Annotated in this window: 22 protein-coding genes; 19 read left to right on the forward strand and 3 right to left on the reverse strand. The window is 64.2% G+C overall.

Features of this window, described 5'->3' with window-relative positions:
* The 10 genes from lpxB to ispD all read left to right on the forward strand — a co-directional run bounded on the left by lpxB (nucleotide 1) and on the right by ispD (nucleotide 13,271).
* On the forward strand, nucleotides 1-1,128 hold the full coding sequence (lpxB, locus tag VUG52_RS06140) for a lipid-A-disaccharide synthase (RefSeq protein ID WP_050704416.1): 1,128 nt from the start codon (nucleotides 1-3) through the stop codon (nucleotides 1,126-1,128).
* A 1-nt stretch (nucleotide 1,129) separates the two neighbouring features.
* Nucleotides 1,130-1,753 (forward strand): ribonuclease HII, encoded by a 624-nt coding sequence (rnhB, locus tag VUG52_RS06145; RefSeq protein ID WP_050704417.1) that lies wholly within the window; start codon nucleotides 1,130-1,132, stop codon nucleotides 1,751-1,753.
* 183 nt (nucleotides 1,754-1,936) lie between these two features.
* On the forward strand, nucleotides 1,937-5,461 hold the full coding sequence (dnaE, locus tag VUG52_RS06150; protein WP_050704418.1) for a DNA polymerase III subunit alpha: 3,525 nt from the start codon (nucleotides 1,937-1,939) through the stop codon (nucleotides 5,459-5,461).
* Between the two features lie 105 nt (nucleotides 5,462-5,566).
* Nucleotides 5,567-6,514, forward strand: coding sequence for an acetyl-CoA carboxylase carboxyltransferase subunit alpha (locus tag VUG52_RS06155; protein ID WP_262974398.1), 948 nt, complete (start codon nucleotides 5,567-5,569; stop codon nucleotides 6,512-6,514).
* Between the two features lie 139 nt (nucleotides 6,515-6,653).
* Nucleotides 6,654-7,937 (forward strand): tRNA lysidine(34) synthetase TilS, encoded by a 1,284-nt coding sequence (gene tilS, locus VUG52_RS06160; RefSeq protein ID WP_262974399.1) that lies wholly within the window; start codon nucleotides 6,654-6,656, stop codon nucleotides 7,935-7,937.
* A gap of 270 nt (nucleotides 7,938-8,207) precedes the next feature.
* Nucleotides 8,208-9,836 carry a CTP synthase gene (locus VUG52_RS06165; protein ID WP_050704421.1) on the forward strand — a complete coding sequence of 543 codons (1,629 nt, stop codon included), beginning with the start codon at nucleotides 8,208-8,210 and terminating at the stop codon, nucleotides 9,834-9,836.
* A 3-nt stretch (nucleotides 9,837-9,839) separates the two neighbouring features.
* The gene (kdsA, locus tag VUG52_RS06170; RefSeq protein WP_028690660.1) at nucleotides 9,840-10,685 is read left to right on the forward strand and encodes a 3-deoxy-8-phosphooctulonate synthase; all 846 of its coding nucleotides are present in this window, start codon (nucleotides 9,840-9,842) and stop codon (nucleotides 10,683-10,685) included.
* Nucleotides 10,686-10,838: 153 nt separating this feature from the next.
* Entirely contained in the window at nucleotides 10,839-12,128 is a 1,290-nt protein-coding gene (eno, locus tag VUG52_RS06175; RefSeq protein WP_050704422.1) for a phosphopyruvate hydratase, read from the forward strand.
* A 157-nt stretch (nucleotides 12,129-12,285) separates the two neighbouring features.
* The gene (gene ftsB, locus VUG52_RS06180; protein ID WP_011535259.1) at nucleotides 12,286-12,567 is read left to right on the forward strand and encodes a cell division protein FtsB; all 282 of its coding nucleotides are present in this window, start codon (nucleotides 12,286-12,288) and stop codon (nucleotides 12,565-12,567) included.
* Nucleotides 12,564-13,271: a 2-C-methyl-D-erythritol 4-phosphate cytidylyltransferase gene (gene ispD / locus VUG52_RS06185; RefSeq protein WP_050704423.1), complete on the forward strand. Its 708-nt coding sequence runs from the start codon at nucleotides 12,564-12,566 to the stop codon at nucleotides 13,269-13,271. The genes ftsB and ispD overlap by 4 nt, the downstream gene beginning before the upstream one ends.
* Before the next feature lie 170 nt (nucleotides 13,272-13,441).
* Here the strand turns inward: ispD and VUG52_RS06190 are convergent, their stop codons facing one another.
* Nucleotides 13,442-14,338 (reverse strand): LysR substrate-binding domain-containing protein, encoded by an 897-nt coding sequence (locus VUG52_RS06190; RefSeq protein ID WP_262951489.1) that lies wholly within the window; start codon nucleotides 14,336-14,338, stop codon nucleotides 13,442-13,444.
* A 108-nt stretch (nucleotides 14,339-14,446) separates the two neighbouring features.
* On the opposite strand from VUG52_RS06190, the gene VUG52_RS06195 reads away from it, so the two are divergent.
* From VUG52_RS06195 to rpoS, 8 genes are all read left to right on the forward strand, one after another.
* Complete coding sequence (locus tag VUG52_RS06195) at nucleotides 14,447-15,559, forward strand: S-(hydroxymethyl)glutathione dehydrogenase/class III alcohol dehydrogenase (RefSeq protein WP_016712915.1); 1,113 nt, start codon at nucleotides 14,447-14,449, stop codon at nucleotides 15,557-15,559.
* Between the two features lie 10 nt (nucleotides 15,560-15,569).
* Nucleotides 15,570-16,418, forward strand: a complete 849-nt coding sequence (gene fghA / locus VUG52_RS06200) for an S-formylglutathione hydrolase (protein WP_186714667.1) — start codon at nucleotides 15,570-15,572, stop codon at nucleotides 16,416-16,418.
* A gap of 177 nt (nucleotides 16,419-16,595) precedes the next feature.
* On the forward strand, nucleotides 16,596-17,069 hold the full coding sequence (gene ispF / locus VUG52_RS06205) for a 2-C-methyl-D-erythritol 2,4-cyclodiphosphate synthase (protein WP_028690655.1): 474 nt from the start codon (nucleotides 16,596-16,598) through the stop codon (nucleotides 17,067-17,069).
* Nucleotides 17,066-18,124, forward strand: a complete 1,059-nt coding sequence (gene truD / locus VUG52_RS06210) for a tRNA pseudouridine(13) synthase TruD (protein ID WP_050704426.1) — start codon at nucleotides 17,066-17,068, stop codon at nucleotides 18,122-18,124. Before ispF ends, truD begins: the two co-directional genes overlap by 4 nt.
* Nucleotides 18,112-18,861 (forward strand): 5'/3'-nucleotidase SurE, encoded by a 750-nt coding sequence (gene surE, locus VUG52_RS06215; RefSeq protein WP_050704427.1) that lies wholly within the window; start codon nucleotides 18,112-18,114, stop codon nucleotides 18,859-18,861. The genes truD and surE overlap by 13 nt, the downstream gene beginning before the upstream one ends.
* Nucleotides 18,862-18,899: 38 nt before the next feature.
* The gene (locus VUG52_RS06220) at nucleotides 18,900-19,538 is read left to right on the forward strand and encodes a protein-L-isoaspartate(D-aspartate) O-methyltransferase (RefSeq protein ID WP_162175259.1); all 639 of its coding nucleotides are present in this window, start codon (nucleotides 18,900-18,902) and stop codon (nucleotides 19,536-19,538) included.
* Between the two features lie 184 nt (nucleotides 19,539-19,722).
* Nucleotides 19,723-20,577 carry a peptidoglycan DD-metalloendopeptidase family protein gene (locus VUG52_RS06225; protein ID WP_050704428.1) on the forward strand — a complete coding sequence of 285 codons (855 nt, stop codon included), beginning with the start codon at nucleotides 19,723-19,725 and terminating at the stop codon, nucleotides 20,575-20,577.
* A 105-nt stretch (nucleotides 20,578-20,682) separates the two neighbouring features.
* Nucleotides 20,683-21,690 carry an RNA polymerase sigma factor RpoS gene (gene rpoS / locus VUG52_RS06230; protein ID WP_011535249.1) on the forward strand — a complete coding sequence of 336 codons (1,008 nt, stop codon included), beginning with the start codon at nucleotides 20,683-20,685 and terminating at the stop codon, nucleotides 21,688-21,690.
* A gap of 616 nt (nucleotides 21,691-22,306) precedes the next feature.
* Here rpoS and fdxA read toward each other — a convergent pair.
* Nucleotides 22,307-22,630, reverse strand: a complete 324-nt coding sequence (fdxA, locus tag VUG52_RS06235) for a ferredoxin FdxA (protein ID WP_050704429.1) — start codon at nucleotides 22,628-22,630, stop codon at nucleotides 22,307-22,309.
* A gap of 140 nt (nucleotides 22,631-22,770) precedes the next feature.
* Nucleotides 22,771-25,344 carry a DNA mismatch repair protein MutS gene (gene mutS / locus VUG52_RS06240; RefSeq protein WP_050704430.1) on the reverse strand — a complete coding sequence of 858 codons (2,574 nt, stop codon included), beginning with the start codon at nucleotides 25,342-25,344 and terminating at the stop codon, nucleotides 22,771-22,773.
* A 151-nt stretch (nucleotides 25,345-25,495) separates the two neighbouring features.
* Here mutS and VUG52_RS06245 point away from each other — a divergent pair, with 151 nt between their 5' ends.
* Nucleotides 25,496-26,242 carry a LexA family transcriptional regulator gene (locus VUG52_RS06245; protein ID WP_082337656.1) on the forward strand — a complete coding sequence of 249 codons (747 nt, stop codon included), beginning with the start codon at nucleotides 25,496-25,498 and terminating at the stop codon, nucleotides 26,240-26,242.
* Nucleotides 26,243-26,467: the final 225 nt, after the last annotated feature.

Raw genomic sequence — 26,467 nt, forward strand, 5'->3', positions numbered from 1 at the left:
ATGGCCCAGCTCTGCGTGGCGCTGGTCGCGGGCGAGGCCAGCGGCGACATTCTCGGTTCCGGCCTGATGCGCGCCATCAAGGCACGTCATCCCGATGTACGGTTCATCGGTGTTGGCGGTCCCTTGATGGAAGCCGAGGGCATGACCTCCTACTTTCCGATGGAACGCCTGGCCGTCATGGGCCTGGTCGAGGTGCTCGGGCGCCTGCGCGAGCTGCTCAAGCGGCGCAAGGAACTGATCCAGACACTGATCGGCGAAAAGCCCGACGTGTTCATCGGCATCGATGCCCCCGATTTCACCCTCAATATCGAACTCAAGCTGCGTCAGGCCGGGATCAAGACGGTGCATTACGTCAGCCCGTCGGTCTGGGCCTGGCGGCAGAAGCGCGTGCTGAAGATTCGCGAGGGCTGCGACCTGATGCTCACCCTGCTGCCGTTCGAGGCGCGCTTCTATGAAGAGCAGGGCGTGCCGGTGCGTTTCGTCGGCCATCCGCTGGCGGACACCATTCCCCTGGAGGCCGACCGAGGCGCGGCGCGTGCCGAACTGGGCCTGGGCGAAGGGCCGGTGATCGCGTTGATGCCTGGCAGTCGGGGCGGTGAGGTGGGACGCCTGGGGGCCTTGTTCCTCGATGCCGCCCAGCGCCTGCGCGAGCTGGTGCCCGGCGCTCGCTTCGTGCTGCCGTGCGCGAATGCTGCCCGGCGCGCCCAGGTCGAGCAGATGCTCGAAGGGCGCGAGCTGCCGCTGACCCTGCTGGATGGCCGCTCGCACCAGGCGCTGGCCGCCTGTGACGCGGTGCTGATCGCCTCCGGCACCGCCACCCTGGAAGCGATGCTGTACAAGCGACCGATGGTGGTGGCCTACCGCCTGGCACCGCTGACGTACTGGATCCTCAAGCGCATGGTCAAGAGCCCGTACGTGTCGCTGCCCAACCTGCTGGCCCAGCGCCTGCTGGTACCGGAGCTGCTGCAGGACGCCGCCACCAGCGAAGCCCTGGCGCAGACCCTGGCACCGCTGGTCAAGGACGGCTCGCAGCAGACCGACAGCTTCGACCAGATCCACCGCACCTTGCGCCGCGACGCCTCCAACCAGGCGGCCGACGCGGTGCTCGCCCTGTTGAAGGACCGCTGACATGCAGATGGGACTGGATTTCAACCTGGTTGAAGAACTGGTGGCCGGCGTCGATGAAGTGGGCCGCGGCCCGCTGTGCGGCGCGGTGGTCACCGCGGCGGTGATTCTCGACCCGCGCCGACCGATCCTCGGCCTGAACGACTCGAAGAAGCTCACCGAGGCCAAGCGCGATGCGCTGTTCGACGAGATCCGCGAAAAGGCCCTGAGCTTCTGCATCGCCCGGGCCGAGGTCGAGGAAATCGACCGACTGAACATCCTCCATGCGACCATGCTGGCCATGCAGCGTGCGGTCGAAGGGTTGCACGTCACGCCGAAGCTGGCACTGATCGATGGCAACCGCTGCCCGAAGCTTTCGGTACCGGCTGCGCCTGTGGTCAAGGGTGACTCGCAGGTGCCGGCGATTGCCGCTGCATCGATCCTGGCCAAGGTCACCCGTGATCGGGAGATGAGCGCGTTCGAGCTGATCTACCCGGGTTATGGGATCGGCGGGCACAAGGGGTATCCGACTCCAGTGCACCTTGAGGCCCTGGCCCGGCTTGGGCCAACGCCCATTCATCGGCGCTCGTTCGCGCCGGTTCGGGCCGCATGGGAAGCCCGTGAAGGCATTTCCACCTCGCTGATCTGATCGGCGCCGTTCATCGCGGGGCAAGCCCGCTCCCACGCCAAGCCTGCACTGGAATCGGCTGCGTGGGAGCGGGCTTGCCCCGCGATGCATTCTGCAACCAACCGCTGACCTCCAGGCGAGGCAAGCGAAGAGCAATACGCTACAATCCCGCCCTTGTCGTTCAGCACTGCTACAGGATCCTCCATGTCGGTCTCCTTCGTTCACCTTCGCGTGCACTCCGAATTCTCCCTGGTCGACGGCCTGGTGCGGATCAAGCCGCTGGCCAAGGCCCTGGCCGGGATGAACATGCCGGCGGTGGCAATCACCGACCAGAGCAACATGTGTTCGCTGGTGAAGTTCTACAAGACCGCCATGGGCGCCGGCATCAAGCCGATCTGCGGCGCCGACCTGTGGCTGGCCGGGGCCGATCCCGATGCGCCGCTGTCGCGCATCTGCTTCCTGGCCATGAACCCCAAGGGCTATCGCAACCTCACCGAGCTGATTTCCCGTGGTTGGACCGACGGCCAGCGCAACGGCCTGGTAATCATCCAGCGCGACTGGATCGCCCCGGCCAGCGAAGGGCTGATCGCCCTGTCCGCAGGCAAGGAAGGCGATATCGGCGCGGCCCTGATGGCCGGACGCCAGGACGAGGCCGAGGCCCTGCTCGGCGACTGGATGGGCATGTTCCCGGATCGTTTCTACGTCGAGCTGCAGCGCACCAATCGCGCCGGTGACGAAGAGTACGTGCACGCCGCCGTGGCCCTGGCCGACAAGCTCGGCGCGCCGCTGGTGGCGACCAACGACGTGCGCTTCATCAAGCAGTCGGACTTCGACGCCCACGAGACCCGCGTCTGTATCGGCGAGGGCTGGACCCTCGACGACCCGCGCCGCCCGCGCGGCTACAGCGATCAGCAGTACCTCAAGTCGCCCGAAGAGATGGCCGAGCTGTTCAGCGACCTGCCGGACGCCATCGCCAACACCGTGGAGATCGCCAAGCGCTGCAACATCACCGTGCAGCTGGGCAAGTACTTCCTCCCCGATTTCCCGACGCCCAACGGCATGGGCATCGACGACTACCTGCGCCATGTCTCCCACGAAGGCCTGGAGGAGCGCCTGGCGGTGCTCTGGCCGAAGGAGACCACGCCCAACTACGAAGAGAAGCGCCAGGTCTACCTGGACCGCCTGAAGTTCGAGCTGGACATCATCATCCAGATGGGCTTCCCCGGTTACTTCCTGATCGTTATGGACTTCATCAAGTGGGCGAAGAACAACGACGTGCCGGTCGGCCCGGGCCGGGGTTCGGGTGCCGGTTCCCTGGTGGCCTATGTACTGAAGATCACCGACCTCGACCCGCTGGCCTATGACCTGCTGTTCGAGCGCTTCCTCAACCCAGAACGTATTTCCATGCCCGACTTCGACGTCGACTTCTGCATGGATGGCCGCGACCGGGTGATCGACTACGTGGCAGAAGCCTATGGCCGCAACGCGGTGAGCCAGATCATCACCTTCGGCACCATGGCCGCCAAGGCGGTGGTGCGCGACGTGGCGCGTGTGCAGGGCAAGTCCTACGGCCTGGCCGACCGCCTGTCGAAGATGATCCCGTTCGAAGTGGGCATGACCCTGGAGAAGGCCTACGAGCAGGAAGAGATCCTGCGCGACTTCCTCAAGGGCGACGAGGATGCCCGCGAGATCTGGGACATGGCCCTCAAGCTCGAGGGTGTTACCCGCGGTACCGGCAAGCACGCCGGTGGCGTGGTGATCGCGCCGACCAAGCTTACCGACTTCTCGCCGATCGCCTGTGACGAAGAGGGCGGCGGCCTGGTGACCCAGTTCGACAAGGACGACGTCGAGGCCGCAGGCCTGGTGAAGTTCGACTTCCTCGGCCTGCGGACCCTGACCATCATCAAGTGGGCGATGGAGATTATCAACCGCGAGCAGGCCAAGAAGAACCTGCCCGACGTCAACATCGACTTCATCCCCCTGGACGACCGCAAGACCTACGAGCTGCTGCAGAAAGCCGAGACCACGGCAGTGTTCCAGCTCGAATCCCGTGGCATGAAGGAGCTGATCAAGAAGCTCAAGCCCGACTGCCTGGAAGACCTCATCGCACTGGTGGCGCTGTTCCGTCCGGGCCCGCTGCAATCGGGCATGGTTGACGACTTCATCAACCGCAAGCACGGTCGGGCAGAGCTGGCCTACCCGCATTCCGACTACCAGTACGAAGGCCTCAAGCCAGTACTCGCGCCTACCTACGGCATCATCCTGTACCAGGAACAGGTGATGCAGATCGCCCAGGTGATGGCCGGCTACACCCTCGGTGGCGCCGACATGCTGCGTCGGGCCATGGGTAAGAAAAAGCCCGAGGAGATGGCCAAGCAGCGCGGTGGTTTCATCGAAGGCTGCGTGGCCAACAACATCGATGCGGACCTGGCCGGTAACATTTTCGACCTGGTAGAAAAATTCGCCGGCTACGGCTTCAACAAATCCCACTCCGCCGCCTACGGCCTGGTGTCATACCAGACCGCCTGGCTGAAGACCCACTACCCGGCGCCGTTCATGGCCGCGGTGCTGTCGGCGGATATGCACAACACCGACAAGGTGGTGGTGCTGGTCGAGGAAGTGCGCAGCATGAAGCTGCGCCTGGACGCGCCGGACGTGAACTTCTCCGACTTCAAGTTCACCGTCAACAATGACGGGCGCATCGTTTATGGCCTGGGCGCGATCAAGGGCGTGGGCGAAGGGCCGGTCGAGGCGATCGTCGAGGCCCGTGCCCAGGGCGGCCCGTTCAAGGACCTGTTCGACTTCTGCGAGCGGATCGATCTCAAACGGGTCAACAAGCGGACCCTCGACGCGCTGATCCGCAGTGGTGCGCTGGACCGCCTGGGGCCGCACTTCCATGATGAGATCAAGGCTTATCAGGCCAACATCGACATCAACCGTGCAACCTTGCTGTCGGCGCTGGGCGAGGCGGTCAAGGCTGCCGAGCAGGCCGCCCACACCGCGGACAGTGGGCATGTCGATCTGTTTGGCGGCATGTTCGACGAGGCGGATGTCGACGTCTACGCCAACCATCGCAAGGTGCGCGAGCTGACCCTCAAGGAGCGCCTCAAGGGTGAGAAAGACACCCTCGGCCTGTACCTGACCGGCCATCCGATCGACGAATACGAGACCGAGATCCGCCGCTTCGCCCGCCAGCGCATCGTCGACCTCAAGCCGGCGCGGGACACCCAGACCATCGCCGGCATGATCATTGCCCTGCGGGTGATGAAGAACAAGAAGGGTGACAAGATGGGCTTCGTCACCCTGGATGACCGTTCCGGGCGCATCGAGGCCTCGCTGTTCGCCGATGCCTTCATGGGCGCCCAAGCCCTGCTGCAGACCGACGCCATGGTGGTGGTGGAGGGGGAGGTGAGCAACGACGACTTCTCCGGCGGTTTGCGCCTGCGGGTCAAGACCGTGATGACCATGGAGGACGCCCGGACCAAGCTGGCCGAGAGCCTGCGCCTGAAGGTCGGCCACGACGCCCTCAAGGGCGATCGGCTGAAGTGGCTGGGCGAGCTGATCACCCGCCACCGCGGTGGTTGCCCGATCACCCTGGAGTACACCGGCAGCGACGCCAAGGCCATGCTGCAGTTCGGCGACCAGTGGTCGATCGACCCGGCCGATGGGCTGATTCAGGCACTGCGTGACCAGTTCGGGCGTGAGAACGTCTTCCTGCAATACCGTTGAAACGACGCATTTTAATCTCGACCTTTATGCGCCTGATCCCTTAAGGTAGGGCGCCAAACGGATCAACCGGCCGGCCGCCTGGCCGTAGACCCAAGACGGAAGCCTATGAACCCGAATTTCCTCGATTTCGAACAGCCGATTGCCGACCTGCAAGCCAAGATCGAAGAGCTGCGCCTGGTGGGCAACGACAACTCGCTGAACATCAGCGATGAAATTGCCCGTCTGCAGGACAAGAGCAGCACCCTGACCGAGAGCATCTTCGGCAACCTGACCAGCTGGCAGATCGCCCGCCTGGCCCGTCACCCGCGCCGTCCGTACACCCTCGACTACATCGACCACATCTTCACCGAGTTCGAGGAGCTGCACGGCGACCGTCACTTCGCCGACGACGCTGCGATTGTCGGTGGCACCGCGCGCCTGAACGACAAGCCGGTCATGGTCATCGGTCACCAGAAGGGCCGTGAAGTACGCGAGAAGGTACGCCGCAACTTCGGCATGCCGCGTCCTGAAGGCTACCGCAAGGCCTGCCGCCTGATGGAAATGGCCGAGCGCTTCAAGATGCCGATCCTGACCTTCATCGACACCCCGGGCGCCTATCCGGGCATCGACGCCGAAGAGCGCAACCAGAGCGAGGCTATCGCCTGGAACCTGCGCGTGATGGCGCGCCTGAAGACGCCGATCATCGCCACCGTGATCGGTGAGGGTGGTTCCGGCGGCGCACTGGCCATCGGCGTGTGCGACCAGCTGAACATGCTGCAGTACTCCACCTACTCGGTGATCTCGCCGGAAGGTTGCGCCTCGATCCTGTGGAAGACCGCCGACAAGGCCGCCGACGCGGCTGAAGCGATGGGCATCACCGCCGAGCGCCTGAAGAGCCTGAACATCGTCGACAAGGTCATCCCGGAGCCGCTGGGCGGCGCCCACCGTGATCCGGCGAAGATGGCGGCAAGCGTTCGCGCCGACCTGATCGAACAGCTGGACATGCTCGGCAAGCTCGATAACGACACGCTGCTCAAGCGCCGTTACGATCGCCTGATGAGCTACGGTCTCTGATGAAACCCGGGGCCGCTTTGCGGCCCTTTCGCGGCACAAGGCCGCTCCTACAGGCGACCGCGATCCCTTGTAGGAGCGGCCTTGTGCCGCGAAAGGGGGGCGAAGCGCCCCCGGCGACCTCAAGTCATGTGAGGCCCTGATGCTCAACCTCACCCCCTGGCTTCCAGCCCCCGCCTGGTACGTCGCCTTCTCCGGCGGTCTTGATTCCACTGTCCTCCTGCACCTGCTCGCCGACTACGTCCGGCACCATCCCGCGCCCCCCTTGCGCGCCATCCATGTTCATCACGGCCTGCAAGCCGCCGCCGATGCCTGGCCCGATCACTGCCGAGCGGTGTGTACTGCCCTGGGTGTCGAACTCGACGTGATCTCTGTCCAGGTCACCCCCGGCGCCAGTCTGGAGCAGGCCGCGCGCAATGCTCGCTACGGCGCGTTCGAGCAATTGCTCAATCCCGGTGATGTGCTGTTCACCGGCCAACACCGCGACGATCAGGCCGAGACCTTGCTCTTTCGCCTGCTGCGCGGCGCAGGCCTGCGCGGATTGTCTGCCATGCCGGTACACCGGGCGCTGGGGCAGGGCAGGCTGGTGCGGCCGATGCTGGGGCTGTCACGCCAGCGCTTGCAGGCCTATGCCGAGGCTCACGGCCTGATGTGGGTCGATGACCCTTCCAATCACGACACGGCCTTCGCCCGCAACTTCCTCCGTGGCGAGGTTTTCCCGCTGTTGCGCAGTCGCTGGCCCCAGGCCGAGGCCAACCTGGCGCGTAGCACCGAGCACCTGGGCGAGGCGTTGGGGCTGCTGGACGAATTGGCCGCCAGCGACCTGGCGAGTGCCTGCGACAATGCGCCGCTGCCCTGGCTGGGGTTGGATTCACTCAGCCTCGAGGCGCTCACCGCACTATCCCCGGCGCGTCAACGCAACGCCTTGCAGTTCTGGCTCAGCCAGCGCACCCGCCTGCCTGACAGCCGCCACTGGGCCGGCTGGAACGATCTGCGCGACGCGGCGGCCGATGCCTGTCCGGTCTGGTGTCTGACCGACGGCGAACTGCATCGCAGCCATGGACATATCTGGTGGCTGAGTGGCGATTGGCTGGCTGTGGTGTCGGGTGATTACCCCTGGCTGGACGGCGCGCAACCGTTGCGCCTGCCGGGCAATGGCAGTGTCCGCCTGATGTCGGACTCGCCGGGTAAAGGCCTACACATCCGCTACCGCCAGGGCGGCGAGATCATGCAATTGCCCGGCCGCGGTCGGCGCGATCTCAAGCGCCTGCTCAATGAACTGCAGGTCCCGCACTTCGTGCGCCCGCGCCTGCCGTTGCTGTATCGCGGCGAGCAGTTGCTGGCGGTGGCCAACCTGCCCGAGCTGGCGCAGGCGGATTGCCAGTTGCACTGGCAGCCGCCGACGAACGTGCAAGGTTTGAGCTGAAGGGTACATTCAGGTAGACTACCCTCCCTTCTTGATACAGCTTCTGTGGGTTGCGCAAAAACACAGGAGTTGCCGATTACCAAGCAGTTTTTTGCTGGGCTGATTTCTTAAAATGACGAGCGAGCTCCATGCCGGGGATACCCCTGGTCTGTACAGACGCGGCAGTTTTTCGAGATGCACTGTGATTGACGCAGGTGATCGGGGGCTTCGGCCTTCCTTCGCTTTCTCCGGCGGCGCTGGCCGCCTTAACGCAGACTTCTAGGGTTTTTCATGACGCGCTACATATTCGTCACGGGCGGTGTTGTTTCTTCATTGGGGAAAGGCATTGCCTCGGCTTCCCTGGCGGCCATCCTGGAAGCGCGGGGGCTCAAAGTCACCATGCTCAAGCTGGACCCGTACATCAACGTCGACCCGGGCACCATGAGCCCGTTCCAGCACGGTGAAGTATTCGTCACCCATGACGGCGCCGAGACCGACCTCGACCTGGGCCACTACGAGCGGTTCATCCGCACCACGATGACCCAGAACAACAACTTCACCACCGGCCGTATCTACGAGCACGTGCTGCGCAAGGAGCGCCGTGGTGATTACCTGGGCGCGACCATCCAGGTCATTCCGCACATCACCGACGAGATCAAGCGCCGCATCATCAAGGGCGCCGGCGATGCCGACGTCGCGCTGGTCGAGATCGGCGGCACCGTGGGTGACATCGAGTCGCAACCGTTCCTCGAGGCGATCCGCCAGCTGCGCGTCGAAGTGGGCTCCAAGCGCGCCATGCTGATGCACCTGACCCTGGTCCCGTACATCGCCACCGCCGGCGAGACCAAGACCAAGCCGACCCAGCACTCGGTCAAGGAACTGCGCTCCATCGGCCTGCAGCCTGACGTGCTGATCTGCCGCTCCGACCACCCGGTCGATGCCTCGTCGCGTCGCAAGATCGCGCTGTTCACCAACGTCGAAGAACGTGCGGTGATCTCGCTGGAAGACGTCGACACCATCTACAAGATCCCAGGCGTACTGCACGCCCAGGGCCTGGACGACTTCGTCGTCGAGCGCTTCGGCCTGCAGTGCAACAGCGCCGACCTGTCCGAGTGGGACAAGGTCGTCGACGCCAAGCTCAACCCTGAGCAGGAAGTGACCATCGCCATGGTCGGCAAGTACATGGAGCTGCTGGACGCGTACAAGTCGCTGATCGAAGCGATGAGCCACGCCGGCATTACCAACCGTACCAAGGTCAACCTGCGCTACATCGACTCCGAAGACATCGAGAACCAGGGCACCAGCCTGCTCGAAGGCGCCGATGCCATCCTGGTCCCGGGCGGTTTCGGCCTGCGCGGCGTGGAAGGCAAGATCACCGCGGTGCAGTATGCCCGTGAGAACAAGGTCCCGTACCTGGGCATCTGCCTCGGCATGCAGGTGGCCGTGATCGAGTTCGCCCGCAACGTGATGGGCTGGAAAGACGCCAACTCCACCGAGTTCGACCGCAACAGCGGTCACCCGGTCGTCGGCCTGATCACCGAGTGGGCCGATGCCACCGGCGCGGTCGAGACCCGTACCGAAGCCTCCGACCTGGGCGGCACAATGCGCCTGGGCGCCCAGGACTGCCAGCTGGCGGCCGGCTCCAAGGTTCACGACTGCTACGGCAAGGACGTGATCACCGAGCGTCATCGTCACCGCTACGAGGTCAACAACAACCTGCTGCCGCAGCTGGTCGACGCTGGCCTGGTGGTTTCCGGCCGTTCCGAGGACGGCGCGCTGGTCGAAGTGGTCGAGTCCAAGGATCACCCATGGTTCGTCGCTTGCCAGTTCCACCCGGAATTCACCTCGACCCCGCGTGACGGCCACCCGCTGTTCAGCGGCTTCGTCAAGGCTGCCCTGGCACAGAAGAACAAGGCCTGATCCATGACTCAGAAGATCATTCGCGTCGGTAACATCGAGATCGCCAACGACAAGCCGTTCGTCCTGTTCGGCGGCATGAACGTCCTGGAGTCCCGTGACCTGGCCCTGAAGGTCTGCGAGGAGTACGTACGGGTGACCGAGAAGCTCGGCATCCCGTACGTGTTCAAGGCCAGCTTCGACAAGGCCAACCGTTCGTCGGTCAACTCGTACCGCGGCCCCGGCATGGAAGAAGGCCTGAAGATCTTCGAGGAGATCAAGCAGACCTTCAACGTGCCGGTGATCACCGATGTGCACGAGCCCTACCAGTGCGAGCCGGTGGCCAAGGTGTGCGACATCATCCAGCTGCCGGCCTTCCTGTCGCGCCAGACCGACCTGGTCGTGGCGATGGCCAAGACCGGTGCCGTGATCAACATCAAGAAGGCGCAGTTCCTGGCGCCCCACGAGATGAAGCACATCCTCGCCAAGTGCGTCGAGGCCGGCAACGACCAGCTCATCCTCTGTGAGCGCGGTTCGAGCTTCGGCTACAACAACCTGGTCGTGGACATGCTCGGCTTCGGCATCATGAAGCAGTTCGAGTACCCGGTGTTCTTCGACGTGACCCACTCGCTGCAGACCCCGGGTGGTCGCGCAGACTCCGCCGGCGGCCGTCGCGCCCAGGTCACCGACCTGGCCAAGGCCGGCATGAGCCAGGGCCTGGCAGGCCTGTTCCTCGAGGCCCATCCGGATCCGGACAACGCCAAGTGCGACGGTCCGTGCGCCCTGCGCCTGGACAAGCTGGAGCCGTTCCTGGCCCAGCTCAAGCAACTGGACGACCTGGTGAAAAGTTTTCCGACGGTAGAAACCGCGTAAAGCTCGTTTCTCGGGTAAAGTACCGCCCGTTCCACCCCTGACCTTTCGGTCAGGGGCTCCCTTCGCCAGGCCTGCCCGTGCCATGTCGCCTGGTGAACGGCAAGAATTCCCAAAAGCTGCGTTGTTTTCGTCAATTCTGGAGTGCTTACAACAATGGCAAAGATCGTCGACATCAAAGGTCGTGAAGTTCTCGATTCGCGTGGCAACCCCACCGTGGAAGCCGATGTACTGCTCGACAACGGCATCATCGGCAGCGCCTGCGCGCCGTCGGGTGCTTCCACTGGCTCGCGCGAAGCGCTGGAGCTGCGTGATGGCGACAAGAGCCGTTACCTGGGCAAGGGCGTGCTGAAGGCCGTCGGCAACATCAACGGCCCGATCCGCGACCTGCTGCTGGGCAAGGACCCGGCCGACCAGAAAGCCCTGGACCGTGCCATGATCGAGCTGGACGGTACCGAGAACAAGGCCAAGCTGGGCGCCAACGCCATTCTCGCCGTGTCCCTGGCCGCCGCCAAGGCCGCCGCCCAGGACCTGGACCTGCCGCTGTACGCCCACATCGCCAACCTCAATGGCACCCCGGGCCAGTACTCCATGCCGGTGCCGATGATGAACATCATCAACGGCGGCGAGCACGCCGACAACAACGTCGACATCCAGGAGTTCATGGTGCAGCCGGTCGGCGCCAAGACCTTCTCCGACGGCCTGCGCATGGGCACCGAGATCTTCCACCACCTCAAGGCCGTGCTGAAGGCCCGTGGCCTGAACACCGCCGTCGGTGACGAAGGCGGCTTCGCGCCGAACCTGGCTTCCAACGAAGATGCCCTGGCAGCCATTGCCGAAGCCGTCGAGAAGGCCGGCTACAAGCTGGGCACCGACGTGACCCTGGCCCTGGACTGCGCGGCTTCCGAGTTCTATGAAGACGGCAAGTACAACCTGTCCGGCGAAGGCAAGTCGTTCGACGCCGAAGGTTTCGCCGACTACCTCAAGGGCCTGACCGAGCGCTTCCCGATCATCTCGATCGAAGATGGCCTGGACGAGTCCGACTGGGCTGGCTGGAAGATCCTGACCGACAAGATCGGTGCCAAGGTGCAACTGGTCGGCGACGACCTGTTCGTGACCAACACCAAGATCCTCAAGGAAGGCATCGAGAAGGGCATCGGCAACTCGATCCTGATCAAGTTCAACCAGATCGGCTCGCTGACCGAGACCCTGGAAGCCATTCAGATGGCCAAGGCCGCCGGCTACACCGCGGTGATCTCGCACCGTTCCGGTGAAACCGAAGACTCGACCATCGCCGACCTGGCCGTGGGTACCGCTGCTGGCCAGATCAAGACCGGTTCGCTGTGCCGTTCCGACCGCGTCAGCAAGTACAACCAACTGCTGCGCATCGAAGAGCAACTGGGCGCCAAGGCTGTATATCGCGGCCGTGCCGAGTTTCGCGGCTGAGCAAGAGATGGTAAAAAGGCAGCAGCCGGGGCCGGCTGAACGTTCGCACTGATCGTTCGGTCGTTTCCACGGGTTTCTGTCGACGAAGCCTGGCCTCGGCCAGGCTTCGTGCTATCGGAAGCTCGCTGCGGCGGCCTTTTTTACCCTGGATATCTTCATGCGCAGTCCCTATTGGTTGTTCCTCGTCCTGCTCCTGCTGCTCGGCGGCCTGCAATATCGCCTTTGGGTAGGCAATGGCAGCCTGGCGCAAGTGACCGAACTCAAGCAGCAGATCGCCGACCAGCATGCGGAAAACGAGCGCCTGCTGGAGCGTAATCGCGTGCTCGACGCTGAAGTCCTGGAGTTGAAGAAAGGTATGGAGACCGTGGAAGAACGGGCTCGTCATGAACTGGGGATGGTCAAGGAGGGCGAAACCCTCTACCAGCTGCCGCAGAAATGACAAACCAACTGCCGGCCTTCTGGGCCGTGATTCCCGCCGCGGGCGTTGGTGCCCGCATGGCTGCCGACCGTCCCAAGCAGTACCTGCAACTGGGCGGGCAGACGATTCTCGAGCACAGCCTCGACTGTTTCCTCGACCATCCCATGCTCAAGGGCGTGGTGGTCAGCATTGCCGAACAAGACCCTTACTGGCCCGGGCTGCGTTGCGCCAGCGATCCGCGCATCCAGCGCGCCCCGGGCGGCCGTGAGCGCGCCGATTCGGTGCTCAACGCGCTGTTGCTGCTGCACGCCCAGGGCGCATCGGATGACGATTGGGTGCTGGTGCACGACGCCGCGCGGCCGAACCTGGCGCGCAGCGATCTGGACAAGTTGCTGTCAGCTCTGGCTGAAGATCCCGTCGGCGGATTGCTCGCCGTTCCCGCCCGGGACACGCTCAAGCGTGCCGACGGCGAGGGCAGGGTGGCGGCCACGGTCGATCGCAGTACCGTCTGGCAGGCCTATACCCCGCAGATGTTCCGCCTGGGCATGCTGCACCGGGCGCTGGCCGAGTGCCTGGTGTCCGATGTGGCGGTCACCGACGAGTCATCGGCCATCGAGTGGGCCGGGTATGCGCCGCGCCTGGTCGAAGGGCGCAGCGACAACATCAAGGTGACCCGCCCGGAAGACCTGGAGTGGCTGCGCCAGCGGTGGGCCGGGCGACGCTGATCTCATGCCCTTGTGGTGTTCTCTGCCTCTTCGCGGGTAAACCCGCTCCCACAGGTGTAGCGCCGAGCTTGAGGGCTGTGTTGTACCTGTGTTGGAGACCTTGAGGCTGGTGCCATCCCTGTGGGAGCGGGTTTACCCGCGAAGAGGCCGGAAAGTGGGGCACATAGGGTTCATGTACCCCGATATTCCGGCAACTGCGCCAACCCTTCCTTCAGGTAATCCACCAACCTGCGCACCTTCGGCGACAGATGCCGCTGCTGCGGATACAGCGCCCACACCGCCGTATTAGGTGGCTGATGCCCCTCCAGCAACGACACCAGCGTCCCGCTGTGCAAATGCTCGAGCACGTAGTAGTCCGGTAACTGGCACAAGCCCATGCCTTGCAGCGCCGCATCCAGCACCGCCTGGCCGCTGTTGCAGCGCCAGTTGCCCTGCACCCGCTGGCTGATCTCGCGCCCCTCCTGCTGCAGCGCCCACAGGTCCGAACTACCCACCAGGCAGTTGTGCCGCGCCAGCTCCGACAGGCTGTGCGGCCGCCCATAGCGCTCCAGGTAGGCTGGCGACGCGCACAGGTACATGCGCCGCGGCGCCAGGCGCGTGGCCACCAGCCGCGAATCCTGCAGGCGCCCCAGGCGAATCGCCAGGTCCATGCCTTCATGCAATAGGTCGAGGGTACGGTTGCTCAGCTCCACGTCGACCCGCAACTGTGGGTACTGCGCCATGAAGCGCGTCACCAGCGGCACGATGAAGCGTTCGCCATAGGCCACCGCGCAGGTCATGCGCAGCAGGCCCTTGGGTTCGCTGGCCAGGTCGCCCATGGCCCGCAGCGCCTCCTCGCGGCCATCCTGCAGGCGCTGGCAGTGCTGGAGAAAGGTCTGCCCGGCTTCGCTCAGGGTCACCCGCCGGGTGCTGCGGTACAGCAGCCGCGTCTGCAGGCGTTCTTCGAGTCGGGCGATCTGCCGGCTGATGTGCGAGGACGACACCCCCAGGCGCTCGGCGGCGGCGGTGAACTGACCTGATTCGGCCACCGCGACGAACTCGTCGATGCCCTCCCAGCGACTGCTCATGGATTATCCCTGTGTGGCAATAATGTTTTGTGAATGGTTGGATTATTCATCAAAAGAGGGTGAATTACACTTCAAGCCGCTAACCGACACCTTTTCTGGAGACCTTTGATGATCAAGTCCCGCGCCGCCGTCGCCTTCGAGGCCAAGAAACCCCTGGAAATCGTCGAAGTGGACGTGGCCATGCCCAAGGCTGGCGAAGTGCTGCTGCGTGTCGTCGCCTCGGGTGTCTGCCACACCGACGCCTACACCCTGTCCGGCGCCGACCCGGAAGGCATTTTCCCGTCGATCCTCGGCCACGAAGGCGGGGCGATTGTCGAAGCAGTAGGCGAGGGCGTCACCTCGGTAGCGGTCGGCGACCATGTGATCCCGCTGTACACCCCGGAATGCGGCAAGTGCAAATTCTGCCTGTCGGGCAAGACCAACCTGTGCCAGGCCATTCGCGCCACCCAGGGCAAAGGCCTGATGCCCGACGGCACCACCCGCTTCAGCTACAAGGGGCAGCAGCTGTTCCACTACATGGGCACCTCGACCTTCTCCGAGTACACCGTGCTGCCGGAAATCTCGGTGGCCAAGATCCAGAAGGAAGCCCCGCTGGAGAAGGTCTGCCTGCTCGGTTGCGGCGTGACCACCGGTATTGGCGCGGTACTCAACACCGCCAAGGTCAAGCCGGGTGACACCGTGGCCATCTTCGGCCTCGGCGGCATCGGTCTGTCGGCAGTGATCGGCGCGGTCAAGGCCAAGGCTTCGCGCATCATCGCCATCGACATCAACCCGGCCAAGTTCGAGATCGCCCGCCAGTTGGGCGCCACCGACTGCATCAACCCGAAAGACTACGACCGCCCGATCCAGGAAGTGATTGTCGACCTCACCGACGGTGGCGTCGATTTCTCCTTCGAGTGCATCGGCAACGTGCAACTGATGCGTGCAGCGTTGGAGTGCTGCCACAAGGGCTGGGGCGAGTCGGTGATCATCGGCGTGGCCGGTGCCGGCCAGGAAATCGCCACCCGTCCGTTCCAGCTGGTCACCGGTCGCGTCTGGCGGGGTTCGGCCTTCGGCGGCGTGCGGGGTCGCAGCGAGCTGCCAAGCTACGTCGAGATGTCCGAGAAGGGCGAGATCCCGCTGGACACCTTCATCACCCACACCATGGGCCTGGAGGACATCAACAAGGCCTTCGACCTGATGCATGAAGGCAAGAGCATCCGCAGCGTGATCCACTTCTGAGGGCCTCGCCATGACCCTGGAAAACCTCTCCTGCCAGAAGAGCTTCGGCGGCTGGCACAAGCGGTACCGGCACAGCTCCAAGGTGCTCGGCTGCGACATGGTGTTCGCCGTCTACCTGCCGCCCCAGGCCGAGCAGGGCGAGAAGCTGCCGGTGCTGTACTGGCTCAGCGGGCTGACCTGCACCGACGAGAACTTCATGCAGAAGGCCGGCGCCCAGCGCCTGGCCGCGGAGCTCGGGCTGATCATCGTCGCCCCGGACACCAGCCCGCGTGGCGAGCAGGTGCCGGGCGATCCGGATGGCGCCTGGGACTTCGGCCTGGGTGCGGGGTTCTACCTCAACGCCACCCAGCAGCCCTGGGCTCAGCATTACCGGATGCACGACTATGTGGTGGAGGAGTTGCCGGCCCTGATCGAGGCGCACTTCCCGGCGTCCGACCAGCGCAGCATCAGTGGTCATTCCATGGGCGGCCATGGCGCGCTGGTCTGCGCCCTGCGCAACCCCGGGCGCTACCGTTCGGTGTCGGCGTTCTCGCCGATCAGCAACCCGATGGATTGCCCCTGGGGCGAGAAGGCGTTTTCCCGCTACCTGGGCGAGGACCGTGCGCGCTGGCGCGAGTGGGACGCCAGCGTGCTGCTGGCCGAGGCCGGGCAGTGCCCGCCGCTGCTGGTGGACCAGGGCGATCGCGATGACTTCCTCGACAAGCAGCTCAAGCCGCAAGCCTTGGAGCAGGCAGCGCGCAAGGGTGGCCACGCGCTGACCCTGCGCCTGCAGCCGGGCTATGACCACAGCTACTACTTCATCGCCAGCTTCATCGAGGAACACCTGCGTCATCATGCGGTGGCGTTGGGCCGGGTCTGACCTAACAGCAGGGTGTTGGCTTTTTCGCGGGTAAACCCGCTCCCACAGGGTATCTGCAGCCCTCGGCTTGCAGCGTTCCTTGTGGGAGCGGGTTCATCCGCGAAGGGCTGCACAGCAGCCCCAATACCGCATGAAAGCAGGTAGAATCACGCCCTGACTCAATCAGGGCGTTTTTCTATGCGTATTGGCCACGGCTACGATGTCCACCGTTTCTGCGACGGTGATTTCATTACCTTGGGCGGGGTGCGTATCCCCCACAAGTTCGGCCTGCTGGCCCACTCCGACGGTGACGTGCTGCTGCACGCCCTGAGCGATGCCTTGCTCGGCGCTGCGGCGCTGGGCGACATCGGCAAGCATTTCCCCGATACCGATCCCCAGTTCAAGGGCGCCGACAGTCGCGTGCTGCTGCGCCACGTGGTCGCCGTCGTGCGCGACAAGGGCTGGAAGGTCGGCAACGTCGACGCCACCATCGTCGCCCAGGCGCCGAAGATGGCCCCGCATATCGAGACCATGCGCCAGCAGATCGCCGCAGACCTGCAGGTCGAACTCGACCAGGTCAACGTCAAGGCCACCACCGAAGAAAAGCTGGGCTTCACCGGCCGCGAGGAGGGCATCGCCGTGCACGCGGTCGCCCTGCTGCTGCCAGCATGACCGAACTCGAACTGCTGGGCCCACGGGCCTCGGGCGAAGCCTTGGGCACCGCAGTGCTCAAGGCGGTAGCCGAAGACTTTCAGGTCGATGAAGTCCTCGATATCCCGCTGTCCGGCCAGGGCGAGCATCTGTGGCTGTGGGTCGAGAAGCGTGACCTCAACACCGAGGAGGCGGCCCGCCGCCTGGCCCGCGCCGCCGGCGTGCCGGTGCGCGCCATCAGCTATGCCGGCCTCAAGGACCGCCAGGCCCTGACACGTCAGTGGTTCAGCCTGCACCTGCCGGGCAAGGCCGACCCCGACCTGTCCCGCGCCGAGGACGACACCCTGCGGGTGCTCAAGCAGGTGCGCCACCAGCGCAAGCTGCAGCGTGGCGCGCATTCGGCCAATGGCTTCACCCTGCGCCTGACCGCCCTGCAGGCTGACCGCCCGGCCCTCGATGCCCGCCTGGAACAACTCAAGCTGCAGGGCGTGCCCAATTACTTCGGCAGCCAGCGCTTCGGCCATGGCGGTGGCAACGTGCACGACGCCCAGGACTGGGCCGCCCGCCAGGCGCTACCCGAGCAGCGCAATGTGCGCTCGCGGCTGCTGTCGGCCGGGCGCAGCTACCTGTTCAACCAGGTGCTGGCCGCCCGGGTGGCCGATGGCAGCTGGCAGCGCGCCCAGGTCGGCGACCTGCTGGCGTTCACCGACAGCCGCAGTTTCTTCCCGGCGGGGGAGGCCGAGTGCAGCGACCCGCGCCTGGCCATTCTCGACCTGCACCCCACCGGCCCGCTGTGGGGCGAGGGGCCATCGCCGTGCGCCGGCGCGACCCAGGCGCTCGAGAGCGAAGTCGCCGCCCGCCATCCGGCGTTGTGCCAATGGCTGGCGCGAGCGGGCATGGATCACGAACGGCGCATCCTGCGGCTCCCTATTGGGCGTCTGTCGTGGCATTATCCCGAGCCTGATATCCTGCAACTGGAATTCGTCCTTCCGGCCGGATGCTTCGCCACCGTAGTGGTGCGCGAACTCGTCGATCTGGTGCCGGCAGGGCAGACGGACAGCCCATGCGTATTCTGATTTCGAATGACGACGGTGTTACCGCACCCGGCATCGCCGCGCTGCATGAAGCGTTGGTTGATTACGCCGAGTGCGTGGTGATTGCCCCGGATCAAGACAAGAGCGGCGCCGGCAGTTCGCTGACGCTCGACCGGCCGCTGCACCCGCAGACCCTGGCCAACGGCTTCATCAGCCTCAACGGCACGCCCACCGACTGCGTGCACCTGGGGCTCAACGGCCTGCTGCCGGAAACCCCCGACATGGTGGTGTCCGGCATCAACCTGGGCGCCAACCTGGGGGATGACGTGCTGTATTCCGGCACGGTCGCCGCCGCGCTGGAAGGGCGTTTCCTCGGCGGCACCTCGCTGGCGTTTTCGCTCTTGTCGCGCCTGCCCGACAATCTGCCGACCGCCGCCTACATCGCCCGGCGCCTGGTCGAGGCGCAGTCGCGCCTGGAGCTGCCGCCGCGCACCGTGCTCAATGTCAACATCCCTAATCTGCCGCTGGAGCATATCCGCGGCATCCAGCTCACCCGCCTGGGGCACCGGGCGCGTGCCGCGGCGCCGACCAAGGTGGTCAACCCGCGCGGCAAGGAAGGCTACTGGATCGCCGTGGCCGGCGATGCCGAGGACGGCGGGCCGGGCACCGATTTCCATGCGGTGATGCAAGGCTACGTGTCGATCACGCCGTTGCAGCTGGACCGCACCTTCAACGATGCCTTCGAGCGCCTCGACGGCTGGCTGGAGGGCGTGCTCTGATGCGCGAACAGGACGATCTGCAGCGTCGTGGCATCGGCATGACCTCCCAGCGCACCCGGGAGCGGCTGATCCAGCGGCTCTACGAAGAAGGCGTGTCGAACGCCAAGGTGCTCGAGGCCATTCGCCGTACCCCGCGTCACCTGTTCGTCGATGAAGCCCTGGCCCATCGTGCCTACGAGGACACGGCGCTGCCGATCGGCCACAACCAGACGATCTCCCAGCCGTTCATGGTCGCGCACATGAGCGAGCTGTTGCTGGAGGCCGGGCCCCTGGACAAGGTGCTGGAGATCGGCACCGGCTCGGGCTACCAGACGGCGATCCTGGCCCAACTGGTAGAACGGGTGTTTTCGGTTGAGCGGATCAAGGTCCTGCAGGACCGGGCCAAGGAGCGCCTGGTGGAGCTCAACCTGCGTAACGTGGTGTTCCGCTGGGGCGACGGCTGCGAAGGTTGGCCGGCGCTGGCGCCGTACAACGGCATCATCGTCACCGCGGTCGCCCCGGAGGTGCCCCAGGCACTGCTCGACCAGCTGGCGCCGGGTGGACGCATGGTTATCCCGGTCGGGCCAGCGGGGGAGACCCAGCAACTGATGCTGATCGTGCGCGAAGAACATGGCTTCTCGCGCCGGGTGCTCGGGGCCGTTCGCTTCGTGCCCCTGCTCAACGGCCCGCTGGCCTGAGCGGCGCAACGGAATATTTGCGCCGGCGACGAATTCTTGCGCCTGGCCCCTGTCTATCTGGCGTGGCGTTTTTCGTACACCGATCAGGCCAATTGCGAGTCACCCCTGGCGGGGTGGCTCGGTTATAATTGAAATAATATTGCATTTTGTATCGTCATTATTTGACAGCATGAGGGGAGCGCGGGTGGGTCACACAGGCATGCGGCAGCGCAAGGAACGGTCGGTATTGAAGCTTCTGGTGATTGCGCTGGCCATGGGGACCCTGCTGGCTGGCTGTTCCAGCACCAGCTCCAACGGCGCCCGCGTGGTCGACCGCAACAACGCCGCGCCCAAGCGCCCGACCGTCACCTCGGGGCAGTACATCGTCAAACCCGGCGACACGCTGTTCTCCATCGCCTTCCGCTATGGCTGGGACTACAAGGAGCTGGCGGCGCGCAACAACATTCCCGCCCCCTACACCATCCGCCCGGGCCAGCCTATTCGTTTCAGCAGCGGCGCAGGGGGTAGCACCACGGTTGTCAGCAGCCCTTCTTCGTCGAGCAAGACTACCGTCATCCGCCGACCGGTCGCGACCACCGCGCCGGCGACCAGCAATGGCAAAAGTGCCACTACTGCCTCTTCCACCACCTCGCAAACGGTTGCCCAGGTGCCCGCCGCAGAGCGCGCCGTCGGCGGTTGGACGTGGCCGGCGAACGGCGTGTTGATTGGTAAATTCGCTTCAAACGGTAGTTTGAATAAAGGCATTGATATCGCCGGTGATTTGGGACAGCCTGTTTTTGCTGCGTCTGATGGAGCGGTGGTCTACGCCGGCAGTGGCTTGAGGGGCTATGGCGAGCTCATCATCATCAAACACAGCGATACCTACGTCAGTGCCTACGGTCACAACCGCAGGCTTTTGGTTCGGGAGGGGCAGCAGGTCAAGGCAGGGCAGACGATCGCAGAAATGGGGTCCACGGGCACTGATCGGGTGAAGCTGCATTTCGAGATTCGCCGCCAGGGCAAACCCGTCGATCCTCTCCAGTTCCTGCCACGCCGTTGATCATTGTCCCGGCCTGTTCCTTGGATGTAGAGGGGACAGGCTCCAGCGCTGCCATGGAAGGGTGACGCTCGAGTCTGAGTTCGAACTCAGCAAAGGACTATAACAATGGCTCTCAGTAAAGAAGTGCCGGAGTTTGACATCGACGATGACCTCCTTCTCATGGAGACTGGCATCGTTTTGGAAACGGATGTGGTGTCAGACGAACCTGCTGTACCTTCGGTTCGGACCAAGTCGAAACAGGGCGCGTCGCTCAAGCAGCACAAGTACATCGACTACAGTCGCGCACTTGATGCCACTCAACTGTATCTCAATGAAATCGGCTTCTCGCCCCTGCTTTCGCCAGAGGAAGAAGTGCATTTCGCGCGCCTGTCGCAAAAAGGCGACCCGGCCGGTCGCAAGCGCATGATCGAAAGCAACCTGCGCCTGGTGGTCAAGATCGCCCGCCGTTACGTCAATCGTGGCCTGTCGTTGCTCGACCTGATCGAGGAAGGCAACCTGGGCCTGATCCGTGCGGTGGAGAAATTCGACCCCGAGCGGGGCTTCCGCTTCTCTACCTACGCGACCTGGTGGATCCGCCAGACCATCGAGCGGGCGATCATGAACCAGACCCGCACCATTCGCCTGCCGATCCACGTGGTCAAGGAGCTCAACGTCTACCTGCGCGCTGCCCGCGAGTTGACGCAGAAGCTCGACCACGAGCCGTCGCCGGAAGAGATCGCCAGCCTGCTGGAGAAACCGGTGGCCGAGGTCAAGCGCATGCTCGGCCTGAACGAGCGGGTGTCCTCGGTGGATGTCTCGCTCGGCCCTGACTCCGACAAGACGCTGCTCGACACGCTCACCGACGATCGCCCCACCGATCCGTGCGAACTGCTGCAGGATGATGACCTGTCGCAGAGCATCGACCAGTGGCTGGGCGAGCTGACCGACAAGCAGCGCGAGGTGGTGGTGCGGCGTTTCGGCCTGCGTGGGCATGAAAGCAGCACCCTCGAGGATGTCGGCCTGGAGATCGGCCTGACCCGCGAGCGTGTGCGGCAGATCCAGGTCGAAGGCCTCAAGCGCCTGCGCGAGATTCTCGAGAAGAACGGCCTGTCCAGCGAGTCGCTGTTCCAGTAGTCACTGACGTGCACAAGGCAAACGCCCCGACTTGTTCGGGGCGTTTGCGTTTTTAGCGCAGAAGCCAATTTCATTGGCCGATCTGACGCCATCGCGGGGCAAGCCCGCTCCCACGCTGCTTTTCGGGGCTGGACACGAAACCTGTAGGAGCGGGCTTGCCCCGCGAAGGCGTCCTCACTCCCAACCCCATAGCCTGCCACCTGCGAAGTATTTATTTCTCCACCCTCGTAGCATCGCGTGTAAGCATTCGCTTACTCGTCATGTAAGCGATCGCTGTAGGGATCAGTAAATCAATGTCGTTTCCAGTGGCGTACTTTTTCTAACTATATGAAATATATGAACTTTCTAAATATCAAAAGATGTGTCGCCTGAATCATCCTGAGATATTCGCCGCTTGTTCCGTACCGAGGAATCGCTAGTATTCGAACTGTGTCAAGGGACAGACACAGGCCTTCAAGGATGACGGCCAGGGACATCGCGGGACGCGATTCATCAGGATGATGATTGGGACATACAGGGACTACGGAAAAAATGTGGGCGGGTCAAACCGCCCCTTTTTTTTGCCCGTCGGAAATGAAAAAAGGCCCTTTCGGGCCTTTTTCGCAACTGGGCGCGATTAGCGCTCCAGGTCGGCAATCTTGCCCGTCTTGCCGTCCCACTCTTCGGCGTCCGGCAGGGCGTCTTTCTTCTCGGTGATGTTCGGCCAGATCTCCGCCAGCTCGGCGTTCAGCTCGATGAAGTTCTCCATGCCGGACGGCACTTCGTCTTCCGAGAAAATCGCCTGGGCCGGGCACTCCGGCTCGCACAGCGCACAGTCGATGCACTCGTCCGGGTGAATCACCAGGAAGTTCGGGCCTTCGTAGAAGCAGTCCACCGGACAGACTTCCACGCAGTCGGTGTACTTGCATTTGATGCAGTTGTCGGTGACGACGAAGGTCATTTCTAATTCTCTCCTCAGGCGACGGCAGCTTGCCCTTCCTTACCAGGGCAGCGCGGTTCACGGTGCTGGCTGCAGGCCAGGCTAATAACCTGCAGTGCTCGCAAACCGCGCCGGATTCTACCAGCTTGCGCGGTGGGCCGTTATAACAGGTTTTTCAGTTGATATAGCATTTCGATAGCTTGGCGCGGCGTCATGTCGTCCAGGTCCAGCTTGCCCAGCTTCTCGATGGCCGGGTGTGGCAGGCTGGCGAACAGGTCGCTCTGGTGCGGCACGTGAGGCATGTTGTCGCGCGATGGCGTGACCGGCGCCTCGTGGGGCAGGCTGGCGGTTTCCAGTCGGCCGAGGTGCTCGCGGGCGCGCTGGATCACCGCCGCCGGCACGCCCGCCAGCTGCGCCACGGCCAGGCCGTAGCTCTGGCTCGCCGGGCCCGGCAGGACGTGGTGCAGGAATACGATGCGTTCGTTGTGCTCGGTGGCGTTCAGGTGCACGTTGGCCACCAGCGGTTCGCTGTCCGGCAGCACGGTCAGTTCGAAGTAGTGGGTGGCGAACAGCGTGTAGGCGCGCAGCTGGGCCAGGCGCTCGGCGGCGGCCCAGGCCAGCGACAGGCCATCGAAGGTACTGGTGCCGCGGCCGACCTCGTCCATCAGCACCAGGCTGCGGTCGGTGGCGTTGTGCAGGATGTTGGCGGTCTCGCTCATCTCGACCATGAAGGTCGAACGCCCGCCGGCCAGGTCGTCGCTGGAGCCGATACGGGTGAAGATGCGGTCGACCGGCGACAGTTCGCAGGCGGCGGCCGGGACGAAGCTGCCGATATGGGCCATCAGCACGATCAGGGCGGTCTGGCGCATGTAGGTAGACTTACCGCCCATGTTCGGGCCGGTGATGATCAGCATGCGCGTGCTGTTGTCCAGGCCCAGGTCGTTGGCCACGAACGGCGTGGTCAGCACCTGCTCGACCACCGGGTGACGGCCCTGCTCGATGCGCAGGCACGGCTCTTCGACGAAGCTTGGGCAGTTCAGGTCCAGGTTCAGGGCGCGCTCGGCCAGGTTGCTCAGCACATCCAGCTCGGCCAGGGCGGCGGCGCTGTCCTGCAGTGGCGCCAGGTGCTCGATCAGGGTTTCGAGCAGGGCGTCGTAGAGCATCTTCTCGCGGGCCAGGGCGCGGCTCTTGGCCGACAGCGCCTTGTCCTCGAACGCCTTGAGCTCGGGGGTGATGAAGCGTTCGGCCCCTTTGAGCGTCTGCCGGCGGATGTAGTCGACCGGCGCCTGCTCGGCCTGCTTGGTCGGCAGCTCGATGAAGTAGCCGTGCACGCGGTTGTAGCCGACCTTGAGGTTGGCCAGGCCCGTGCGGGCCTTCTCGCGGGCTTCCAGGTCGATGAGGAACTGGCCGGCGTTCTCGCTGATCGCCAGCAGCTCGTCCAGCTCGCTGTCGTAACCGGTCTTGAGCACGCCACCGTCGCGGATCACTGCCGGCGGGTTGTCGATGATCGCCCGCTCCAGCAGGCCGGCCAGTTCCGGGTAGGTGCCGGTGATCGCGGCCAGGCGTGCCAGGTGCGGCGCCTCCAACTCGGCCATGGCGTTCTGCAGCTCGGGCAGGGCGCCAAGGGCGTCGCGCAGGCGCGCCAGGTCACGCGGACGGGCGTTGCGCAGGCCGATCCGCGCGAGGATCCGCTCGATGTCACCGATTTCCTTGAGCTGCGGCTGCAGCTTCTCGAAACGGTAGCCGTCGAGCAGGCAGCGGATCGAGTCCTGGCGGGCCTTGAGCACCTTCAGGTCGCGCAGCGGACGGTTCAGCCAGCGGGTCAGCAGGCGGCTGGCCATGGCGGTCTGGCAACGGTCGATGACCGATTGCAGGGTGTTGTCGCGGCCACCGGCCAGGTTGATGTCCAGCTCCAGATTGCGGCGGCTGGCGGCATCGAGGATGACCGTGTCGTCCATGCGCTCGTGGCGCAGGCTGCGCAGGTGCGGCAGGGCGGTGCGCTGGGTTTCCTTGGCGTAGGTCAGCAGGCAGCCGGCGGCGCCGATGGCCAGGGTCAGCTTGTCGCAGCCAAAGCCCTTGAGGTCCTGGGTGGCGAACTGCTGGCAGAGGCTCTTGCGCGCCGTGTCGCGGTCGAAGTCCCATGGTGCGCGACGGCGGGCGCCGGGGCGCTTTTCGGCCGGCAGGCCCTGCGGCCAGTCGTCGGGGATCAGCAGTTCCACCGGGTTGATGCGCTCGAGCTCGGCCAGCAGGTTCTCCCAGCCCTTGATCTCCTGCACGCTGAAGTTGCCGCTGGTGATGTCCAGCACCGCCAGGCCGAACAGGCGCTCGTCACCGAGCAGGGCGGCGATCAGGTTGTCGCGGCGCTCGTCGAGCAAGGCCTCGTCGCTGATCGTGCCCGGGGTGATGATGCGCACCACCTGGCGTTCCACCGGGCCCTTGCTGGTGGCCGGGTCGCCGATCTGCTCGCAGATCACCACCGATTCGCCGAGCTTGACCAGCTTGGCCAGGTAGCCTTCCAGCGAGTGGAACGGAATCCCGCACATGGGAATCGACTGGCCCGCCGACTGCCCGCGGGCGGTCAGGGTGATATCCAGCAGTTTCGCGGCTTTCTTCGCATCTTCGTAGAAGATCTCGTAGAAATCGCCCATGCGGTAGAACATCAGCTGGTCCGGGTGCTGGTTCTTCAGCTTCCAGTACTGCTGCATCATCGGGGTGTGTGCGGAGAGGTCAGACATTCAGGGCCTTACAGCGGGTGGTCTGGTGGCAAATTTCGAAACCGCTAATGGTACAGGCTTTTTCCGGTCGACGCAGGCCGGATGGGTGGGGCAAATCTGCGCAGGTTGACTGTTGCAGGGGCCATTGCATTTTCGCTTCCACGGTTGCATTATGCGCATTATGCAAAAACGCAACGTAGCCTCCGTACTCAGAGAACTGCTCGCCCGCCACGGCCTGTCCCCCACAGAGCTGCATCGGCGCACGGGCGTGCCTCAATCCACCCTGTCGCGGATTCTCAGCGAGAAGATCGTCGATCCTTCGGACAAGCACGTCTCGAAGATCGCCGAGTACTTCGGCGTGAGCACCGACCAGTTGCGCGGCCGTGTCGAACTGGGCGAGTCCCGTGACGCGGCCCCGCTCGCCCAGGGCCATGCGGCCCTGAGCGATATCAGCCTGTGGGACGATGAAACTCCCGTCGAGGACGACGAGGTGTCCGTTCCTTTTCTTCGTGAGGTCGAGTTGGCAGCAGGATCAGGAAGATTCGTCATCGAGGAAAGCGAGAATGCTCGCTTGCGCTTCGGCAAACGCAGCCTGCGCCACAATGGCGTGCAGTTCGACAACGCCAAGTGCGTGACGGTACGCGGCAACAGCATGCTGCCGGTGCTGCGCGATGGCGCCACGGTCGGGGTCAATACCGGTAAAAGCACCATCGGCGACATCATCGACGGTGACCTTTACGCCATCAACCACAATGGCCAGCTGCGGGTGAAACAGGTGTACCGCCTGCCTACCGGCATTCGCCTGCGCAGCTTCAACCGCGACGAGCACCCCGACGAGGACTACAGCTTCCAGCAGATGCAGGAAGAACAGATCAGCCTTCTTGGCCACGTCTTCTGGTGGGGCATGTACGCCCGTTGATCCCCAGCCCTCGATAAAAACCCGCCTCGGCGGGTTTTTTTTCGTCCTCAGAAAAGCCCTACACCCACGTCCGATCAGGCCTCCATGCATAGAAGCAAAAGCTGATGCATAAAATTTTGAATTTGTGCATTGACTGCATATGCATGAATGCATAAAATGTATCCCAAGCCGGACGCAAACCGGTTGAGATACAGGCAGCGATGAACAGGCCTCGACTGTTCAGAG

This window comes from Pseudomonas sp. LH21, from assembly GCF_036549575.1.
GTDB classification, from domain to species: Bacteria; Pseudomonadota; Gammaproteobacteria; order Pseudomonadales; family Pseudomonadaceae; genus Aquipseudomonas; species Aquipseudomonas peradeniyensis.

Bases quoted from the DNA above. Each gene is read 5' to 3' on its own strand.
- VUG52_RS06155 (WP_262974398.1), top strand. From the start codon at position 5,567: ATGAACCCGAATTTCCTCGATTTCGAACAGCCGATTGCCGACCTGCAA.
- rnhB (WP_050704417.1), top strand. From the start codon at position 1,130: ATGCAGATGGGACTGGATTTCAACCTGGTTGAAGAACTGGTGGCCGGC.
- ispD (WP_050704423.1), top strand. From the start codon at position 12,564: ATGACAAACCAACTGCCGGCCTTCTGGGCCGTGATTCCCGCCGCGGGC.
- lpxB (WP_050704416.1), top strand. From the start codon at position 1: ATGGCCCAGCTCTGCGTGGCGCTGGTCGCGGGCGAGGCCAGCGGCGAC.
- eno (WP_050704422.1), top strand. From the start codon at position 10,839: ATGGCAAAGATCGTCGACATCAAAGGTCGTGAAGTTCTCGATTCGCGT.
- fghA (WP_186714667.1), top strand. From the start codon at position 15,570: ATGACCCTGGAAAACCTCTCCTGCCAGAAGAGCTTCGGCGGCTGGCAC.
- ispF (WP_028690655.1), top strand. From the start codon at position 16,596: ATGCGTATTGGCCACGGCTACGATGTCCACCGTTTCTGCGACGGTGAT.
- surE (WP_050704427.1), top strand. From the start codon at position 18,112: ATGCGTATTCTGATTTCGAATGACGACGGTGTTACCGCACCCGGCATC.
- truD (WP_050704426.1), top strand. From the start codon at position 17,066: ATGACCGAACTCGAACTGCTGGGCCCACGGGCCTCGGGCGAAGCCTTG.
- mutS (WP_050704430.1), bottom strand. From the start codon at position 25,344: ATGTCTGACCTCTCCGCACACACCCCGATGATGCAGCAGTACTGGAAG.
- VUG52_RS06245 (WP_082337656.1), top strand. From the start codon at position 25,496: ATGCGCATTATGCAAAAACGCAACGTAGCCTCCGTACTCAGAGAACTG.
- VUG52_RS06190 (WP_262951489.1), bottom strand. From the start codon at position 14,338: ATGAGCAGTCGCTGGGAGGGCATCGACGAGTTCGTCGCGGTGGCCGAA.
- kdsA (WP_028690660.1), top strand. From the start codon at position 9,840: ATGACTCAGAAGATCATTCGCGTCGGTAACATCGAGATCGCCAACGAC.
- tilS (WP_262974399.1), top strand. From the start codon at position 6,654: ATGCTCAACCTCACCCCCTGGCTTCCAGCCCCCGCCTGGTACGTCGCC.
- VUG52_RS06165 (WP_050704421.1), top strand. From the start codon at position 8,208: ATGACGCGCTACATATTCGTCACGGGCGGTGTTGTTTCTTCATTGGGG.
- dnaE (WP_050704418.1), top strand. From the start codon at position 1,937: ATGTCGGTCTCCTTCGTTCACCTTCGCGTGCACTCCGAATTCTCCCTG.
- rpoS (WP_011535249.1), top strand. From the start codon at position 20,683: ATGGCTCTCAGTAAAGAAGTGCCGGAGTTTGACATCGACGATGACCTC.
- VUG52_RS06220 (WP_162175259.1), top strand. From the start codon at position 18,900: ATGACCTCCCAGCGCACCCGGGAGCGGCTGATCCAGCGGCTCTACGAA.
- fdxA (WP_050704429.1), bottom strand. From the start codon at position 22,630: ATGACCTTCGTCGTCACCGACAACTGCATCAAATGCAAGTACACCGAC.
- ftsB (WP_011535259.1), top strand. From the start codon at position 12,286: ATGCGCAGTCCCTATTGGTTGTTCCTCGTCCTGCTCCTGCTGCTCGGC.
- VUG52_RS06195 (WP_016712915.1), top strand. From the start codon at position 14,447: ATGATCAAGTCCCGCGCCGCCGTCGCCTTCGAGGCCAAGAAACCCCTG.